Origin of the sequence: Bradyrhizobium sp. WSM1417 (assembly GCF_000515415.1) — a bacterium.
Classification (GTDB): Bacteria; Pseudomonadota; Alphaproteobacteria; order Rhizobiales; family Xanthobacteraceae; genus Bradyrhizobium.
The window spans coordinates 2534062-2549000 of record NZ_KI911783.1 but is presented as its reverse complement, the minus strand read 5'-3'; the positions used below and the strand labels follow the sequence as shown (position 1 = coordinate 2549000).

The 14939-nt window shown below is 61.4% G+C and carries 14 protein-coding genes and 3 pseudogenes; 6 read left to right on the top strand and 11 right to left on the bottom strand.

From position 1 onward, the window contains the following. Positions 1 to 575: 575 nt before the first annotated feature. The 9 genes from BRA1417_RS43915 to BRA1417_RS0112185 all read right to left on the bottom strand — a co-directional run bounded on the left by BRA1417_RS43915 (position 576) and on the right by BRA1417_RS0112185 (position 6606). Positions 576 to 734, bottom strand: a complete 159-nt coding sequence (locus BRA1417_RS43915; protein WP_156948695.1) for a hypothetical protein — start codon at positions 732 to 734, stop codon at positions 576 to 578. 27 nt (positions 735 to 761) lie between these two features. Then, positions 762 to 2045 (bottom strand): type II toxin-antitoxin system HipA family toxin, encoded by a 1284-nt coding sequence (locus BRA1417_RS0112215; protein ID WP_027516013.1) that lies wholly within the window; start codon positions 2043 to 2045, stop codon positions 762 to 764. Further along, a complete protein-coding gene (locus tag BRA1417_RS0112210; protein ID WP_027516012.1) occupies positions 2042 to 2329 on the bottom strand; it encodes a helix-turn-helix domain-containing protein in 288 nt (95 codons plus the stop codon). The genes BRA1417_RS0112215 and BRA1417_RS0112210 overlap by 4 nt, the downstream gene beginning before the upstream one ends. A 67-nt stretch (positions 2330 to 2396) precedes the next feature. After that, the gene (locus BRA1417_RS45585; RefSeq protein WP_245286210.1) at positions 2397 to 2585 is read right to left on the bottom strand and encodes a hypothetical protein; all 189 of its coding nucleotides are present in this window, start codon (positions 2583 to 2585) and stop codon (positions 2397 to 2399) included. A gap of 266 nt (positions 2586 to 2851) precedes the next feature. Then, positions 2852 to 3712, bottom strand: coding sequence for an ABC transporter permease (locus BRA1417_RS0112200; RefSeq protein WP_027516011.1), 861 nt, complete (start codon positions 3710 to 3712; stop codon positions 2852 to 2854). Between the two features lie 7 nt (positions 3713 to 3719). Then, positions 3720 to 4583 (bottom strand): ABC transporter ATP-binding protein, encoded by an 864-nt coding sequence (locus tag BRA1417_RS0112195; RefSeq protein ID WP_027516010.1) that lies wholly within the window; start codon positions 4581 to 4583, stop codon positions 3720 to 3722. Continuing rightward, positions 4580 to 5473, bottom strand: a complete 894-nt coding sequence (locus tag BRA1417_RS40235; RefSeq protein WP_245286209.1) for an ABC transporter substrate-binding protein — start codon at positions 5471 to 5473, stop codon at positions 4580 to 4582. The genes BRA1417_RS0112195 and BRA1417_RS40235 overlap by 4 nt, the downstream gene beginning before the upstream one ends. A gap of 18 nt (positions 5474 to 5491) precedes the next feature. Beyond that, positions 5492 to 5650 (bottom strand): hypothetical protein, encoded by a 159-nt coding sequence (locus tag BRA1417_RS45580; RefSeq protein ID WP_245286208.1) that lies wholly within the window; start codon positions 5648 to 5650, stop codon positions 5492 to 5494. Between the two features lie 26 nt (positions 5651 to 5676). After that, positions 5677 to 6606, bottom strand: a complete 930-nt coding sequence (locus BRA1417_RS0112185) for a TauD/TfdA family dioxygenase (RefSeq protein ID WP_027516009.1) — start codon at positions 6604 to 6606, stop codon at positions 5677 to 5679. Between the two features lie 560 nt (positions 6607 to 7166). Between BRA1417_RS0112185 and BRA1417_RS0112180 the strand changes: the two genes are divergently transcribed. The 3 genes from BRA1417_RS0112180 to BRA1417_RS0112170 all read left to right on the top strand — a co-directional run bounded on the left by BRA1417_RS0112180 (position 7167) and on the right by BRA1417_RS0112170 (position 9406). Then, positions 7167 to 8510: an LLM class flavin-dependent oxidoreductase gene (locus BRA1417_RS0112180; protein ID WP_027516008.1), complete on the top strand. Its 1344-nt coding sequence runs from the start codon at positions 7167 to 7169 to the stop codon at positions 8508 to 8510. A gap of 207 nt (positions 8511 to 8717) precedes the next feature. Continuing rightward, on the top strand, positions 8718 to 8972 hold the full coding sequence (locus BRA1417_RS40230) for a BrnA antitoxin family protein (protein WP_245286207.1): 255 nt from the start codon (positions 8718 to 8720) through the stop codon (positions 8970 to 8972). Between the two features lie 203 nt (positions 8973 to 9175). Further along, the gene (locus tag BRA1417_RS0112170) at positions 9176 to 9406 is read left to right on the top strand and encodes a hypothetical protein (protein WP_027516007.1); all 231 of its coding nucleotides are present in this window, start codon (positions 9176 to 9178) and stop codon (positions 9404 to 9406) included. Between the two features lie 65 nt (positions 9407 to 9471). On the opposite strand, the pseudogene BRA1417_RS42665 reads toward BRA1417_RS0112170, so the two are convergent. Both BRA1417_RS42665 and BRA1417_RS0112155 read right to left on the bottom strand, forming a co-directional pair. Continuing rightward, positions 9472 to 9710 (bottom strand): annotated as a pseudogene (locus BRA1417_RS42665) (DUF3551 domain-containing protein). Between the two features lie 1403 nt (positions 9711 to 11113). Next, positions 11114 to 11359, bottom strand: a complete 246-nt coding sequence (locus BRA1417_RS0112155) for a hypothetical protein (RefSeq protein WP_035968474.1) — start codon at positions 11357 to 11359, stop codon at positions 11114 to 11116. A gap of 357 nt (positions 11360 to 11716) precedes the next feature. Between BRA1417_RS0112155 and BRA1417_RS40225 the strand changes: the two are divergent. From BRA1417_RS40225 to BRA1417_RS0112130, 3 genes and pseudogenes are all read left to right on the top strand, one after another. Then, positions 11717 to 12214 (top strand): annotated as a pseudogene (locus tag BRA1417_RS40225) (HupU protein); the annotation flags it as partial. Between the two features lie 9 nt (positions 12215 to 12223). Next, a pseudogene (locus BRA1417_RS40220) lies at positions 12224 to 13634 on the top strand (nickel-dependent hydrogenase large subunit); the annotation flags it as partial. Positions 13635 to 13835: 201 nt separating this feature from the next. Next, entirely contained in the window at positions 13836 to 14921 is a 1086-nt protein-coding gene (locus BRA1417_RS0112130; protein ID WP_027516003.1) for a hydrogenase small subunit, read from the top strand. Positions 14922 to 14939: the final 18 nt, after the last annotated feature.

Below are 14939 nucleotides of genomic sequence, written 5' to 3'. Positions count from 1 at the left end.
CTATCGCTCATTTCTGTGCCAAATGGTTGGCATCCGCCCGAGGAAGAGTTCTCCACCAGTGCTGGCCTAGCTTGTCAGGTGTGTCGCTCTCGCAACGTCACAATTGTTCCATTGGCCTTCGAATCGTTTTTGACTTCACAGGGTGGCGAGTCCGGCGTTTGATTATGGCGGACCCCGGGGTAAGGTCTTTTATCTCGAAGACAGTTTGAGGCGGGTTCAAGAGGCCGCTGTCCAGCGCCAGCGGTCTCTTCGTTAGCTTCATCGGGAAAGTTCGTCCGATGCCGACGCAAGTGTGGGCTCTCGCCACGTCAATCGGCTGGACAGCCGTCGTGGCCGCGATCCTGCTCTATTTGATCTTCAGCCCTGGCTAATCCGGCGCCTCTTAAAGGGGGGCGAGACGCCTAATCGTCGTGATTGCGCAGCCGTGACCACGGGACTGCCGGGCGCGTAGGGGTGTGCCAAAAAGAGGACCTGCAAGCGCCCCGCCGAATTGGGAAAGTCCGCGGAGGAGAAATCGCTGTCTGCCGTAGCCTTGAAAGGACACGCCGAACGTGAGGTGACGCCAGCCGCAGTGACTACGCGGCTGCCACGGATCGCGAGCAATCACCGATCGTAGTCGACATCGACATCGATATCGGCATGCCGATCGCGGCGGTGTTGATGCTGTTGCTGCCGTTGGCTTCGACAACGACATGTCGACCGATGATGATCGGCACCATGCTGCCGATCATCATGATGCTGCTGGCGGCCGTCGCCGGAAACTATGCCTCACCGAGCAGTCGACGGCATTGCCTGGCTCTCGCGATCAGGTGCTTGGCGAGATGCCCGATGATGGCATTGTCCAATCCGTCTTTCTGCGCTTGCTTCCGTACGGCGGCTACAATGTCCGGAAGCTGCTCGGCCATGGAAATCAGTCCGGCGATCACCTTGTCAGGATCGAGGCGCGTTTCGCGCGCGAACTTCTGCCAATCGCGCAAACTAATCTGGCTGAGCTCGTAATCACCGCCGATTTTCATCGCGAGCTTGATCTTCTGCAGATCGACGTCATCGTAGGGAAGAATGCTGGCGATGTCGTAGAGCGGGGCGAGCCGTACGTGAGGGCCTCCGGCCAGCAGCAGCGAATAGTTCTTGGCATGAGCATCCGTACCCGCAATCAGCCAATTGAAGCCGAGCGCGTCGACAAACGTGTCAACGTCGGCGACGCGATCCGTGGAGTAGGTGCGCAAAAGCTCGATCACAGCGGCAGGGCTTGGTCCGCCATCGTTTTGATACTTCATGGTCGGCAGGATGCCGAGCGCCTGGCAGATATCTTCCTGGTGGACACGGACGATCTCGTTCCCACTGAACTGCCGGTCGTAGCGCTCGATGACGATGGCGATTTCTTTTCCGAAGCGCATCACCTGGGTGTCGGCGACGGGCAGACCGAGATTGCGCGCAAGTATGAGGCAGATATGTTCGTTTTCCGCGTGTCCATCGAAATGGCCGGTCGGCGGTTTAAGGATATGCGTGGTCGGAATGCGTCCAGAGGGAATTCCCCACTTGCCTTTTTGCAGAAGCAAGGCGGTTTTGGGTTGGGCACCCGCAAGGCTGAATTGGCCGGTATCGCGCGGCAACCGCCATGCGGCGTGATCCTCACGTAAGGTCTGCAGGCGTTTGGCGATCGCCGTTTCGTCGAGCCAATCGACCTTGTCTTCGGCCCCGCTTCGCAGGGCCTCCAGCCGATCGGGCGTGACGAACTGAATGGCTCCCGCGCAATCCTCGCCGACATGGGAAATAAGGGCAAACACGTTGCGCGCGGACACCTGAAATCTTCGGGCCCACCGTTCGAGCACGCGCTCGTTGTCGGGCAGGAGTCCCCAGAGGAATGCCTGCACGGCGGAAGGTCCGTGCTCTTCGGCCGCGAGCGGCATGGACAGCGACAGCGGATAGGCTCCTTCGGCCTGGCGCCAGTCGTTGTCATAGACAGAGGTGAGCCGGCCGCGGGCGTCATTGCGCACGCGGCCGATTTCCCGACCATCCAGCAGAGCAACAAGTTCGCTCGTCATGCCTTTTTCTTCCTGGCCTTGGCCAAGATGGCGTTGATATCGACGGCTGGCCTGGTGGCCCCGCCGGCCGGCGCTTGTTCGGTGCTCGCATCCAGGCGGATGTCCAGGGCGTCAAGGGCGCGAAGGATCAGACCGAGCTCAGCGCGCGCGTGACCGTGCTCAACTTCGATCACCCATTGGCGGCTGACGCCAATGCGTTTGGCAAAAGTCGATTGATCGAGTTTAAGCTTCTTGCGTCGGTCACGAAGGACGGCGCCGAGTTCGGCCGGTGTGCGTACGAGCATGGGATTTCCAAATGTCAGCGTTCGCTTACTTTAGCATAAGTCGGCGTTCGTTGACAATTTGAAAATGTCAGCGCTCGATGACATCGTTAAATGTCATCGATCGCTGACATTCGCCCAAAACGCATGTGTTTTCAATTGAGCCAGGCCGATCGGCATCCATATTCACCCCGGCGCTCGCACCGGCTTCCGCTCCAGCTTCTTCATCGATAACGGCACCGGGGTCGCGATCGGCCGTTATCGGCGACAATGTCTGCATATCAGGCGGTCACGCTCGAGGCGCGACTTTCCGACGGATGACAAGGCCAAGGTGATCAAGGGCGACACCCGCCATCCGATCCTGGACGACGGCGTCGTGTTCTACGTCGGCGAAACGATCCTTGGCCGTATCACCATTGGCTGAATCACGATCAGCCGCGGATCGACCGTCGGCGCAATGTCTGGCTGATCCGCGACGTGCCGCCGGGCAGCATGGTGACGCTGGCCACCGCGCGGAAAGTTCCGAGCGGCGCCTGATTCCATATCTCATGCCGTCACTGGCGCTTTCCACCGCATGAAGCGCCGCTCCAGTGCCTCCAGAATGGCATTGAACACCAGCCCGATGACGGTCATGCTGAGGATGCCGAAATACATTTGCGGAATCAGGAAGCTGTACTGGCTATTGATGATGAGATAGCCCAGTCCGGCCTTGGCGCCGACCATTTCGGAGGCCACCAGCACCAGCATGGCCGACGCGCTGGCCAGACGAATACCGACGAAGATAGTGGGAAGCGCAGCCGGCAGGATGACCTTGCGAAACAGCTGCTGCGGGGTTGCACCCATGGTCCGCGCCGACTTGATCAGCAACGGATCGACCTGTTTCACCGCGGCAACGGTGTTGAGCAGCAGCGGCCACGCGCAGCTATAGACCACCATCGTGATCTTCGACGTTTCGCCGATTCCGAGCAGCAGGATGAAGACCGGCAGCAGCGCAAGCGGCGCGGTGTTGCGGCAGATCTCGATGAACTGGTTCACGAGATTGCCGAGACGCGCATACCAACCGACGGCCACGCCAAGCGGGACGATCAAGGCGACAGAAATCAGAAATCCGCTCAAGGCACGCAGCAGGCTGGCGGAGACGTCATCATAGAGCTCGCCGGTTTGCGCAAGCTGCCAGCCCGCGGCGATCACCTCCGAGAAGGGTGGCAGGAACACCGGATCGATCAACCCGAGCCGCGGCGCCACCTCCCAGGCCGCCAACAGGGCAATCAGCAGCAACGAGCGGTGCCCGAAGGCAGCCAGCCCGCGGGCCGCGGCGTGGATCCAGTCCACAACCGGCGATGCCGTGCTTTCCACGCTGGTCAGCGGCTCTCGGCGCCCGTGCGCAACCTCCAGCAATGTCAGCATCTCGAGGCTAGACATGGGTGACCTCCTCCACTTTGCGATCGGCGCGCGCACCAGCGCCGACGGCCAATTGTCCTTGCTGCGCTTTCAAGACTTCGTCGCGTAACAGACTCCAGACCTCGTGACGCACGCGGCCGAACTCAGGCAGCGAGCGCACGTCGTCAGCCTCGCTGCGCAGCACGTCCGGAATGTCGATGATCTGCTTGATCCGGCCCGGACGCGACGTCATCACCGCCACCCGCTGGCCGAGCACGATGGCCTCGTCGATGCCGTGGGTGATGAAGACGATCGTCTTGCCGGTGGCGCGCCAGATCCGCAGCAGTTCGCCCTGCAGCGTCTCGCGCGTCTGGGCGTCCAGCGCGGCGAACGGCTCGTCCATCAGCAGCACTTCCGGATCGTAGGCGAGGCTTCGCGCGATCGCCACGCGCTGCTTCATGCCGCCGGAGAGCTCATGCGGGTAGCGGTCGGCAAAGCCGGACAACCCGACCAGCTCGAGGAAATGCCGCGCGATGTCGCGCCGCTGCTTGGCCTTGAGCCCGGCGATATCGAGACCGAACTCGACATTCTGTTCGGCGGTGCGCCAAGGAAACAGCGCATACTGCTGGAACACGATGCCGCGGTCGCGACCGGGTCCTGCAATCGGCCGGCCGTCGAGCAGGATCCGGCCGCTGGTCGGCGGCGTGAGCCCGCCCAGCAGATCAAGCAAGGTGGATTTCCCGCAGCCGCTTGGGCCGACCAGGGCGAGGAATTCGCCGGAGCGAACATCGAGCGTGATGTCCTCAAGCGCGGTGAAGTGGCGGCCTGGTCCGCCGCTCTCGCCGCGCACGACGAACTCCTTGCGGACATGCTCGAAACGGATCTTCACAGTGGTCATCGGGCCTCCGCCGTCCTTCCGGGACGGAAATAGTTGAACGCATTGGTGTAGGTGTCGGAAGCCTCGACCTGACCCGGCTTGAACAGGCCATCCTTCTCCAACCAGTCGATCCAGACCTGGATTTCGGCATCCGAGATCACGCCGCCCCTGGAGGCAACACCCGTGCTCTTCCAGTATTTGATCGAGGAGGCATCCTCATTGCGCTTGCGCTCGGCGATGATCTTGTCGAACCGGGCCCTCACCTCTTCCGGAGCTGTGGTCTGGGCCCATTCGATCGCCTGCGAAATCCCCTCCACCAGCTTACGCGAGGCATTGGGATTATCCTTGATGAATTTGTCCCGCAGTACATAGGCACCGCCGGTGAACTGGCCGAACAGATCGGTGTCGACAAAGAGCGAGCGGATGCCACCCCGTTCCAGCGCCTTGTCGCGCAAGACGCCGCTCAACGCGCTCACCTCGACCTGGCCCTGGCGCAACACTTGCTCGCCGCTGACCGGCGGGATCGCCACCAACGTGACCTGCCTGGCCTCACCGGCGCTGAGGCCGGACCTGGCCAGATATTCGCGCAGCACGAACTCCAAATGTGCGCCCAGCGTGTTGACCGCCACCTTCTTGCCAATCAGGTCACGCGCCGTCTTGATCAGGCTGTCCTCCTTCACGAAGTAGCCATAATACGTGTTGGCATCGGAGCCGTAATAGCCGACCACCGCCTTGATCGGCGCCTTCGCCGCGATCAACTTGAGGATCGCTCCATAGAACGCACCGCCGATGTCGATATCGCCGGTGACGACGGTCTGGATGTCCTGCGGCCCGCTGATGGTGTTGCCGACCCATTTGAGCTTGAGCGGCGCGAGATAGCCGAGGTCCTCGGCCAGCTCGATAAACGTCACCTGCCCGGCCGATCCCCCCTAGCGGATCTCGGTCTTCTCGAGTGGCGGCTCGGCGAATGCCGGGGCCGCGAGGCCGAGCGCCACGGCGCCGGCCAACAAGATCCGCAACGTCTTGCGGGTGGCACGTCCCAACCCGGCGCGCGTTGCGGCAAGCCATCGAAGTATAGTATTCACCATTGCGAACTCTCCTGAGCGAATCCGGATCAAGCGGCTTTGGCTGTCTGGGGCTTGGATGTCTTGACGCGCGTCACGCTGCGACGACCGTCGACGCTGAGCGGTACATCGCCATCGATGGTGGCGCGGCGCACAACGCGGTGCTGGTCGCCATAGTCGTTGACCGCGTAATGTTGCGTGGCGCGATTGTCCCAGATCGCAACGTCGCCGGCCTCCCAGTTCCAGCGCACGGTGTTTTCCGGCGCCGTGATATGCGACTGGAACAGCTCGAACAGCTTCTGGCCGTCGTATTTCGGCAGGCCGACGAAGCGCTGCACGAAATTTCCGAGCACGAGCGTGCGCTCGCCTGTCTCGGGATGGACGCGCACCACCGGATGCTCGGTCTCAAAGATCGTTCCGGTGAACACCTCGTCGAAGTGCTTCTTGTCCGCCTCGGTTGCCCGCGTCTTCACGGCATAATCATAGGCGTTGCTGTGAACGGCCCACAGTTCGTCGGCGAGCTTGCGCAGGGGCGCCGGCAGGTCGAGATAGGCGGCTGCCGTGTTCGACCAGACGGTATCGCCGCCGTAGGGTGGAATCACCACGCCGCGCAGCACCGAGATTCTCGGATAGGCTTCGACGAACGTGACATCGGTATGCCATTGATCGGCGCGGCCACCGCCCCGGCCTGAGTCCAGCTCCAGGATCGACGTCGTGCCCTTGATCGCACCGACCGTCGGATGGGGCACCAGCTTGCCGAGCCTGATGGCAAAGCGCTCCTGCTCGGCATCGTCGAGATGTCCCTGGTCCCGGAAGAAGATGACCTTGTGTTCGAGCAGCACTTGGTTGATGGCACGGATGGTCTCGTCCGAAAGCTCGCCCGACAGTTTGATGTTCCTGATCTCGGCGCCAAGCCTGGCCGCACGCTTGACGATGTCGGCGCGCGGAATGACGTTATCAATTGTTGTCGTGTTGCTCATGGTCGTGCTCTCGTTACTGCGATCCCCTGGACAAAGCTCCGCCATGCGCCGGTCGCGGAAACGACGGCGGAGATAGATGAAATCATTTCTGGCTAGGGGCCCTACTCGGGCGCAACGTGCTCCGGCAGACGGCCCGAGCCGGGACATCGGTCACTGGGTTCGGATTGGAGCATGATGAAACGGCCTTGCGTTGAGGCCTTGAATGGTACGAGCGATCGATCGTCAGTCAATGAAACGAAACCAGCTTTGTTTTCGGCGACAGGCAACGAATGCTTCGCCAGCGATGCTGACACTGAAAGATTTGCAATGATGACCGCCCGGCGGGCTGCAAGAGTAACGTAATTAGACGCGGCGCAACGCACTTCTCGTCCAGAAACGCGATAAAATCGCTACAGCTGCCGCCGCTTCTCGTCGTGACGACTGCCCTGGTTTTTCATTGGCGCTCTGCGCGCAAGCTTCATGCTTGCATCCAACTCAACAACGCAAATTCATTTCATCGACATCCGACTGCAGACGTAGAGTCTCGCTTGTTACAGCTCCCAATGCACGCGGATCAACACATGAGCGAACGACGGCAGCTTTCCCTCAACTTCTTCATTTATCCAGACGGTCATCACGAGGCGGCCTGGCGCCACAGGAGTTCGGCAGCCAATCGCATCCTCGACGTCACCTATTATCAGGAGCTGGCGCAGCGCGCCGAAGCGCACAAGTTTGACGCGGTCTTCTTCGCCGACGGCCCTGCGCTGGCGGACAATGTGCGCTATGCGCAACGGTTTCGGCTCGAGCCGATCACCCTGCTCACCGCGATCGCCTCCGCCACCCAGCGTATCGGCCTGATCGCGACCGCATCGACGACCTATACCGAGCCCTACAACCTGGCGCGGCTGTTCGCCTCGCTCGACCACATCAGTAGTGGCCGCGCCGGCTGGAACATCGTGACAACGAGCGCGCCGCAGGCCGCGCAGAACTTTGGCTTGCCCGAGCATCCTCCGCATCACGAACGCTACGAGAGGGCGCGGGAATATCTCGACGTCATCACGCGGCTTTGGGACAGTTGGGAGGACGACGCGCTCGTCAACGACCCCATCTCGGGTGTTTTTGCCGACACCGGCAAGATCCACGCGATCAATCACATCGGAAAGCATTTTCGCGTGCGTGGGCCGCTCAACATCTCAAGGACGCCGCAGGGACGACCGGTCTATGTCCAGGCCGGCTCTTCCGAGGACGGACGTGCCTTTGCCGCGCGTTTCGCCGAGGCGATCTTCACTGCGCATCAGACACTGGCGAGCGCCCAGGAATTCTATGCCGACATCAAGCGTCAGGCGCGCGCCTTCGACCGTAGTCCCGATCAGATCAAGATTCTGCCCGGCATCAGTCCTTTCATCGCCAGCACGCAAATCGAGGCCGATCGGCTGCAGGACGAGTTCAACGAGCTGATCCAGCCCGAGTATTCGCTGACCCAGCTGCGCCAGATGATCGGTCTTGACCTCTCTGGGTTTGACCTCGATGGCCCCTTTCCTCGTCATCTGATCGATACCGAGGGCGCCAGCGGCGTTGCCAGCCGTTTCAAGCTGGTGATCGACATCGTTGATCGCGAGAAGCCGACGATTCGTCAGCTCGTGCAGCGCTTGGCCGGCGCCCGCGGCCATTGGGTGATTGCCGGACCGCCGGAGAAGATCGCCGACAACATCCAGAACTGGTTCGAGAACGGCGCAGCCGATGGTTTCAACGTCATGCCGCCCTGGCTGCCCGGCGGGTTCGACATCTTCGCCGAGCAGGTCGTGCCCATTCTGCGCAAGCGCAGCCTGTTCCGTCACGACTACACAGGCACAACGCTGCGCGATCATTACGGCCTTAGGCGGCCGGCGAACCTCTTCTCCAGTTTGGTTCGGGCGATTGCCTAGGTCTCCGACACTCTCCAAACTATCGGTTCTTCACGAAACAATCGTACGGACACGAGTAGGTGGCAGCGATGGTTTGATCCGGTTGATTGTGCGGCGAAAATGGGGTGATCGCCGGAAGGCAAGGCTGACTAGAGGCGTGTTGATGCGGCGCCGACCGACGAGGAGATCAAAGCGGCGATCAAGAATGATCCCGACTGGCAAGACTTCATGGACGTCAATTGGTCGGATGCCGTGCTCGTGATTCCACCGAAGAAGGCGATTTCCATTCGCGTCGATGAGGACGTCCTCGAGTTCTTCAAGCGTGAGGGCGAAGGCTATCAGCGCCGTCGAGGCGGTGCTGCAGTCCTACAGGCAGCAGAAGACGAAGCCGAAGAAGCGCGCGTGACGTGCGACACTGTAGGCCCGTCCCTCGACAGCCGCTTCGCCCCATTTGACGTACAAGCTTTGATCGCGGCTACTTGATTTCGATGCGACTGTAACGCCGGCGCGCCTCCCCCTTGCGACCACGTATGCGAAGTCATTTCCACAATAGCATCCGGAAGAGGCGCTGCTACCCAATCGCGCACCGGTATCGTCTACGCGCAAGGCGTGGCGGCACTCTCCGCGAGGTGTTCGAGGATGCGGAACAGACTAGTAGGACAAAGACGGCTGCCGATTTCACGCCCATGATCTTTTTCGACCCGGACGGCTTCTGGGAACACGACGCCGAGCTCGACCGCGGCAGTGCAACGAGACGCGGATTGAACGTTTTGCAGCTCATCCAGAAAATGTTCCGTTATGGGCGCAAGGACACTGCGTCTACGCTCGGCAAGGTCCGGTTCACCAGGGACTTTGCGGAGATCGATGCCGTCCTTCGCGCGCGCCAATCGCACAGCACAATCTGGCGTTTGCGCTGAATCCCTCGCGAGCTCCTCCGCTATTGCGCCGACAGCACTGTGCTACGATACCGCGTGACTGCCGCTCAGTATCGGTCCCGATAGGCGCCGCGCCGCTGGCGCGCGAACGCATACCGGGGATTGACCCCGCAATAGGCGTTAGTACCGCTCGCGGTGGCCATGCATTGGGCGTAGCTGGAGAATTGGCAATTGCCGGGATAGCCCCATATGGCCCTTGCAAGCAGTAGCTATCCGGCCCTGCAGGCGCAGGCGAAAAATCATAGGTCTGAGCCGAGGCTTGCCCTGCTGCCAAAACCATACTCATCATCAGAATAGTCAAAGCTACAGTGCGCATTGGAACCTCCTCGAAGTCGACACAACGCTAGTGCACTTAAGCGGGAGGCAATATTGATCCAAGTCAATTCACGTTCTCGCTCACAAAACTACGCAGGTGGTGGTCTCGAATAGGTTAACCTTAGAGGATATGCGCGCGCAGTATCACGCGTGACCGGAGATGGCCTTCATCGCTTGGGACGGATAAAACTCCGCGGCAATCGCGCTTTTCATTTTCAATTTGACCATCCCAATTGCAGCTTCGCAACCGCGCCTCAGTTGGGACCTCAATCATTTCAAGCCGACGGTCTCATGTCGGCGTTTGGTCCATCCTGTCATTGCGCTGCGGCAGTTAGCCCCGGCTTTTCTAACCAATTGCCACTACGTTCGTTCATCAACGCATCCATGCCATTGCGGTGCAGCCAAAGAAGCCCTCGGGCAAGTTGCCGTAAGTCGTTGCGGTCCGCGCCAATAGGTAACCTTCTTGCACGACGGAGAGCGTCGGCAGCCTGCCGCTCCAATGATGATAGCTTGCGTTCCATCTGCTGCCCGGCAAATCGATATTTGGCACTTGGCGAACGCTTACCTAGCTCACTTTAAATATCAGCATTGTGAAATAGCCCACAATTCAGCCGCCGGCTTGCGCGCCGAGCACTGTCACTCATTTCTATATCAAATTGGTTGGCTTCGGCCCGAGGACGAGCCCTCCACCGGTGCTGGCCTAGCTTACTAGGTGTGTCGCGCTCGCAACGTCACGATTGTTCCATTGGCCTCTGAATCGTTTTTGACTTCACAGGGCGAGTCCGGCTTTTGATAGTGGTGGACCCTGGGCAAGGGCTTTCATCTCGAAGAGTCTTTCAGGCGGGTTCAAGAGATCGCGGTCCAGCGCCAGCGATCTCTTCGTTAGCTTCATCGGGAGAGGCCGTCCGATGCCGCCGCAAGTATGGGCTCTCGCCACGTCGATCGGCTGGACAGTCGTCGTGGCCGCGATCCTGCTCTATTTGATCTTCAGCCTTGGCTAATCCGGCGCCCGTGAAAGGGTGCGAGACGCCTACACGTCGTTGATTGCGCAGCCGTGTCCGCGGGAATGCGGGGCGGATAGACAAGATACAAGGCTGATCGTGCGAACTTAAAAGGAAGACCTGCTTCCACGCGTCGTGCGGAGATACCTAGAAGCGAAACGGGCCATCACGAATCGGAGGTTGAAGGGGCGTTCGCCTGAAGAAATAGGCCTGCGCGCGATCCAGCGCTCGCTTGAGTGACGCTGCTGGTCGGACCACCATCCAGCAGTTTGGATAGCGGCGCTGCCGTATGGCAAGCCGATAAATCTGCAATAAGGATGCTCGGGACCGGCAATACCGTCGGGATGATGCTCAGATCACTAACTGAGGCACCCTACTTCTTTAAGAGCCTCGGCAGAACGGTTGCGAGGGGTACGGTACTGAGCGGTCGCCCCACTTCATCTGCGATGACCAAAACCTCCGACACATCTGGCGTACCGCTCTTGATCGCTTCGGCTAGAAGCTCCCGCGCGACTAATACGGCCTCACCCTCAGCCGCAGATAAATCTGGTAGCTCCGTTCCTTCCTCATCGAGCGTAATCTCGTCGCCGGCACGTAGGTGAAAGTAGAAACGTGCCATGGCGAACTCCCAATTGAACAGAGACCTATTGGTGAGTAAAATTTTCGCAGACGTATACCAAGCTTGGCAGGAGGCAGCGAGCACCGCTAATTGGGACTACGCAACAATCGGCTCGTGTGTTGCGTTCGATGCTGTACAGTAACGAGATGTCGATACTGATAAATGCAACGCGTCCCGCTTTGACGCTTAAATTCCGCGTTCGAGCGCTCATTTCGACGGATTTCATCACACCGATTGTCCGATAATTGCGGACCATTTGGATCTGCAAGGCCGGTGCGAGCGCTTTCCTACGCTGTGATCCGTCTGGTGCTCGAGGAAGCAACTCGGCAGCTCAGTCGCGATGTTGACGTGTCAACGTCGCCGCATCCGGGCTGGATGATGGAAACCATCGTGGCACTGACCACCAAGGACCTTGCCGCCACCGACCTCGATTCCTACGGGCGGCCCAAATTCCTCGCCAATCACCTTGCCCGTCACGGCTGCTCGCGCAACGAGTTCTACGAGTTCAAGGCCAGCGCCGAGACCATGTCGGAGCGGGGCTGCCTGATGGAGCATCTGGGCTGCAAGGCGACGCAGGCGGTCGGCGACTGCAACTTGCGCTCCTGGAACGGCGGCGGCTCCTGCACCAAGGGCGGCTATGCCTGCATCGCCTGCACGTCGCCGGGCTTCGAAGGGGGGCAGAACTTTCTGGAGACCGCCAAGCTCGCGGGCATTCCGGTCGGGCTTCCGACCGACGTGCCGAAGGCGTGGTTCGTCGCGCTCGACGCGTTGTCGAAGTCCGCGACGCCGCGCCGCGTGGGGCTTAACGCGACCGCCGACCATGTGGTCGTGCCGCCGGGTCGCGCGACGACGAAGGGCAAGCCGATCGGCCCGTTCAACCGCGTCGAGGGCGATCTAGAAGTCCGCCTCGATGTCGAGAGTGGCCGCGTCATGCGCGCCGAGGCGACGGCGCCGCTCTACCGAGGTTTCGAGCAGATCCTGGAAGGTCGGCCGCCGCTCGATGCGCTGGCGCTGGCACCGCGGATCCGCGGCATCTGTTCGGTCTCGTAATCGGTCGCGGCTGCGGCCGCCCTGCGCGCCGCCATGTCGATCGAGGCGGCGCCCAACGGGTTGCTCGCCACCAACATCCCCCATGCCGCGGAGAACGCGGCCGACCATCTGACCCATTTCTACATCTACTTTATGCCGGACTTTGCCCGCGAGGCCTATGCCACCCATGGCTGGCACGAGGAGGCGCGCGAGCGCTTTGCCGCCACCCGCGGCAGCGCGGTGCCTTGCCGGCGCGGGCGCGGCTGCTCGAGACCATGGGATCATTGCCGGAAAATGGCCCCACAGCCTGGCGCTCCAGCACGGCGGCACCACGCGCGCCATCGATCTCGGCGAGCGGATCCGGCTCTTGTCGATCACGACGGCGTTTCGAGGTTTCCTCGAGCGTATCGTCTTCGCGGATTCGCTGGAGAACGTGCTGGCGATCGCAACCGCCGACGAGCTGGACGGCTGGCGCGATGGCCGCGGCGACTTCGCGCATTTCCTGCGGCTTGCGGACAGTCTGGCATTGACCGGGCTCGGTCGGGGCACGGGGCCGATGATGAGCTACGGCGCCTATCATGGTGCCGATGGCGAGTTGTTTCCGCGCGGCCTGTTCAGCCAGCGCGCAATCGTCGAACCGCTGCCGCTGGCGCAGATCACCGAGGACGTCTCGCATGCCTGATGCGGAATTCCTTTGCGGATCCCGCCCATAGCAGCACAGTCCCAGATCCCGACAAGCCGGCGGCCTATAGCTGGTGCAAGGCGCCGCGGCTGTCGGGCCAGCCGATCGAGGTGGGTGCGATCGTGCGCCAGACGGTGGCGGGCCAGGCATGATCACGGATCTGGTCGCGCGGGACGGCACCAACGTGCGCAGCCGCGTGATCGCGCGCCTGATCGAGACCGCGCGCATCGCGCTTGCGCCATGGAGCAGCGGACGCGCGCGCTGCGGCTGTCGGAGCCGTTCTGCGACAAATCGCGCGAGCTCCCCGACGGAAGCTATGTCGGGTTGGTCGAGGCCGCCCGCGGCAGTCTCGGGCACTGGATGGCGGTGCGCGACGGCAAGATCGAGCGCTACCAGATCATCGCGCCGACCACCTGGAATTTCTCGCCGCGCGATTCCTTCGACCTCGGCGGCCCGCTGGAGCAGGCGCTGGTCGGCACTGATGTCGGCGACGCCGGCCCGCGTGCGGTTGCGATCCAGCACATCGTGCGCTCGTTCGATCCCTGCATGGTGTGCACCGCGCATGGACCGGAAACTTCGTTGCCGGCTGCAAATCGAATTGTTTCTGCTTCTCGTGTTGGCAGCGTCCTCGCGTACCGTTCATGAAAGTGGTTCAAATTTGCAACGTTATGGAATCTCTCCACTTTTGAATCTCTCCAGGCTGTTGGCCTGCTTCTTGCTACCCTTTGTGTCATCGAAAAGTCAAAGCCGAAGGCGGGAGGATTCATGGGCGCGGCGACGGAAACGTTTTACAGCGTGATCAGGCGGCAAGGCATCACGCGTCGGAGCTTTCATAAATTCTGCAGCCTGACGGCGACAAGTCTCGGACCGCTGGCGGCGAGCCGCATCGCGAACGCGCTCGAGACTAAGCCGCGCGTGCCCGTGATCTGGATGCACGGCCTCGAATGCACCTGCTGTTCGGAGAGCTTCATCCGCTCCGCGCATCCGCTGGTCAAGGATGCGGTGCTGTCGATGATCTCGCTCGACTACGACGACACCATCATGGCGGCTGCGGGCCACCAGGCCGAAGCCATCCTCGAGGAGACCCGCGCCAAGCACAAAGGCCAGTATATCCTCGCGGTGGAAGGCAATCCGCCGCTGAACGAAGGCGGGATGTTCTGCATCGACGGCGGCAAGCCGTTCGTCGAGAAGCTGAAGATGATGGCCGAGGACGCGATGGCAATCATTGCCTGGGGCGCCTGCGCCTCCTGGGGCTGTGTGCAGGCGGCAAAGCCCAATCCGACACAGGCAACTCCGATCGACAAGGTGATCACCAACAAGCCCATCATCAAGGTGCCGGGATGCCCCCCGATCGCCGAGGTGATGACCGGCGTCGTCACCTTCATCACCACCTTCGGCAAGCTGCCCGAGCTCGATCGCCAGGGCCGACCGAAGATGTTCTACTCGCAGCGCATTCATGACAAGTGCTACCGGCGCCCGCATTTCGACGCGGGGCAGTTCGTCGAGGAGTGGGACGACGAGGCCGCGCGCAAGGGCTATTGCCTCTACAAGATGGGCTGCAAGGGGCCGACCACCTACAACGCCTGCTCGACCGTGCGCTGGAACGGCGGCGTGTCCTTCCCGATCCAGTCGGGTCACGGCTGTATCGGCTGCTCGGAGGACGGCTTCTGGGACAAGGGCTCGTTCTACGACCGTCTCACCAACATTAAGCAGTTCGGCATCGAGAAGACCGCCGATCAGATCGGCATGGTGGCGGCCGGCGCCGTCGGCGCCGCGGTGGCGGTGCATGCGGCTGTGACCGCTGTCAAGCGGCTCGCGACCAAGCGCGAAGACGCCGACCACAATAGCTGATCGAAAAGACACAGCAGG